This window comes from Kitasatospora sp. NPDC059812 (genome assembly GCF_042732075.1).
Taxonomy (GTDB): domain Bacteria; phylum Actinomycetota; class Actinomycetes; order Streptomycetales; family Streptomycetaceae; genus Kitasatospora.
Genome location: NZ_JBHWIO010000069.1, coordinates 36,565 through 38,529, shown reverse-complemented (window position 1 = coordinate 38,529; position 1,965 = coordinate 36,565). Strand labels below are relative to the sequence as shown.

1 protein-coding gene is annotated in these 1,965 nt (G+C 73.1%); it reads left to right on the top strand.

What is annotated here, in order from left to right:
• Positions 1 to 190: 190 nt before the first annotated feature.
• Entirely contained in the window at positions 191 to 1,822 is a 1,632-nt protein-coding gene (locus tag ACFV6D_RS28435; protein WP_380561600.1) for an AMP-binding protein, read from the top strand.
• Positions 1,823 to 1,965: the final 143 nt, after the last annotated feature.

The following is a 1,965-nucleotide window of genomic DNA, read 5'->3' as shown; positions in this document are numbered from 1 at the left end:
AAACACACCCACCCACCCCCCGCCAGTGCTACACCCCTCAACCACGCGCGCCCCCCCGTGGGGGGCCCGCCGCCCCCCCCCCGCCCCCCGCCCCAGCATCGTGTCCGCACCCCCGTTCGGGGGTGGTGGCGCGGGCGCGAGGCGGAGAGCATGGGGGCCGACCCGCACGCGCCCACCCAGGAGTCAGAACGTGCCGACCACGCCGACCCCGCGCAGCTACGCCTCCGGCACCTCGGACGTGCCGCTGCTCGGCGACACCATCGGGGAGAACCTCGACCGCGCGGTGCGCGCCCACCCCGCACGGGACGCCCTGGTCGACCGGGCCACCGCCCGCCGCTGGACGTACGCCGAACTCGCCGCCGACGTCGACGCGTTGGCCCTCGGCCTGCTCGACCTCGGCATCGCCAAGGGCGACCGGGTCGGCATCTGGGCGCCCAACTGCGCCGAGTGGACGCTCACCCAGTACGCCACCGCCAAGCTCGGCGCGATCCTGGTCACCATCAACCCGGCCTACCGCTCACACGAGTTGGCGTACGTGCTGAACCAGGCCGGGATCCGCCTGCTGGTCGCGGCCGAGCGCTTCAAGACCTCCGACTACGCCGGAATGATCGAGGAAGTGCGGCCCCAGTGCCCGGAGTTGGAGCGGAGGGTGCTGATCGGCAGCCCCGACTGGGACACCCTGCTCGCCACCGGGCGCCGCGCCGACCCCGGCCTTCTCGCGCAGCGGCAGCGGGAGTTGACGCCGGACGACCCGATCAACATCCAGTACACCTCCGGGACCACCGGCTTCCCCAAGGGCGCGACCCTGTCCCACCACAACATCCTCAACAACGGCTACTTCGTCGGAGAACTGCTCAACTACACCGAGCAGGACCGGATCTGCGTTCCGGTGCCGTTCTACCACTGCTTCGGCATGGTGATGGCGAACCTCGCGGCCATCTCCCACGGCGCCTGCACGGTGATCCCCGCGCCCTCCTTCGACCCGGGCGCCACCTTGGCCGCCGTCGCCGCCGAGCGCTGCACCTCGCTGTACGGGGTGCCCACCATGTTCATCGCCGAACTCGCCGACCCCGACTTCGCGCGCCACGACCTCACCAGCCTGCGCACCGGCATCATGGCGGGCTCCCCCTGCCCGGCCGAGGTGATGAAGGACGTCATCGGCCGGATGGGCATGGCCGAGGTCGCCATCTGCTACGGCATGACCGAGACCTCGCCCGTCTCCACCCAGACCCGCGCCGACGACACGGTCGACCGCCGGGTCTCCACCGTCGGCCGGGTCGGCCCGCACCTGGAGGTCAAGGTCATCGACCCGGCCACCGGCCGGACCGTCCCGCGCGGCGAGCCCGGTGAACTCTGCACCCGCGGCTACTCCGTCATGCTCGGCTACTGGGGCGAGACCGAGCGCACCGCCGAGGCCGTCGACGCCGCCCGCTGGATGCACACCGGCGACCTCGCCGTCATGGACCGGGACGGCTACCTCGCCATCACCGGCCGGATCAAGGACATGGTCATCCGCGGCGGCGAGAACCTCTACCCGCGCGAGATCGAGGAGTTCCTGTACACCCACCCCGACGTCCTCGACGTCCAGGTCGTCGGCGTGCCCGACGCCCGGTACGGCGAGGAGCTGATGGCGTGGATCCGCATGCGCGCGGGCGCCGAGCCGCTCACCGCCGACACCGTCCGCACCTACTGCGCCGGCCGGCTCGCCCACGTCAAGATCCCGCGGTACGTGCACGTGGTCGAGGAGTTCCCGATGACCGTCACCGGCAAGGTCCGCAAGGTCGAGATGCGCGCCGAGGCCGTGCGCCTGCTCGGCCTCTGACCTGACCCACCGCCGCCCGGTCCGAGCCCGCCCGTCCGCACACACCGAACGGCCCCCGGGGGGGGGGGGGGCCGGCGCGCGGGCGGCCGGGGGGGGGGGGGGGGGGTCGGACGGACAACGCGGGAGGCGCCCGCCGGGGGTGT